The sequence below is a fragment of the Streptosporangium carneum genome, from assembly GCF_027922005.1.
Taxonomy (GTDB): Bacteria; Actinomycetota; Actinomycetes; order Streptosporangiales; family Streptosporangiaceae; genus Streptosporangium; species Streptosporangium carneum.
Window position 1 is genome coordinate 1 of the sequence record NZ_BSEV01000086.1, and the last position, 766, is coordinate 766.

General features: G+C 56.1%; 1 protein-coding gene. It reads left to right on the top strand.

The window, feature by feature from the left end; genetic code table 11:
* Nucleotides 1–747, top strand: a 747-nt coding sequence (locus PKF00_RS43925; RefSeq protein WP_271223735.1) for a TniB family NTP-binding protein, incomplete at its 5' end; no start/stop codon positions are given.
* Between the last annotated feature and the right edge of the window lie 19 nt (nucleotides 748–766).

Sequence of the window (766 nt, forward strand, 5' to 3'; positions counted from 1 at the left end):
ATCATGGAGGAAATGAGGTTTATTTACGAGACTGGCGCGCTAAAACGGCGCCCGTACAACCTCATGGTCGTCGGCGATTCCGGTGCCGGAACAACCGCGTTGCTTGAAGAATTTGTGCGTCGCTATGCAAAAGTCGATCTCGCAGAAGGGATCGTGAGCCAGGTACGCACGATTGCGATCACCGAAATGCCGGTGAACCCATCTGAGGGAACTCTCCTATCGGCGATCTCGGAAGCCGGCGGCCTGGGGCCTATGGACAAACCCAATCTCGGACGGTTCGTCACTGGAGCGGACCGCAGCGGCCTAAGGCTCATCATCATCGACGAGTTTCACAATCTTGATGCCGCCACCCGCAATCACAAGCTCGCCTGTCTCAACCTTCTGAAATGGCTGGGCAACCAGACCGGGCTCTCGCTGATTATTGCGGGCACACAGAACATCTCGAGAATCATGTCCTACGACGAACAGTTCGAGAAAAGATTCCGAGCTCTTAAGCTGCCCAATTGGCGATCCGACAGACATCTTGAGCGTTTCGTCTACAGCTATCTCGCCTCGCTTCCGATCGAGACACCCAAATCGCTTCCGCGCCGGTTATTCGTCGCGCTTCTTAAGGGGCCCAGCCCACGAACGGTGGATATCGCCTTTACGCTGTCTCAGGCCGCCTACGAAGCACAGCGATCGGGCGATCCCGGACGATTGACCGAAATCGACGAGGAAATAATTGGGCGGAGCGGATATGTCTCCTGACATGGGCTATGCCAGCGCT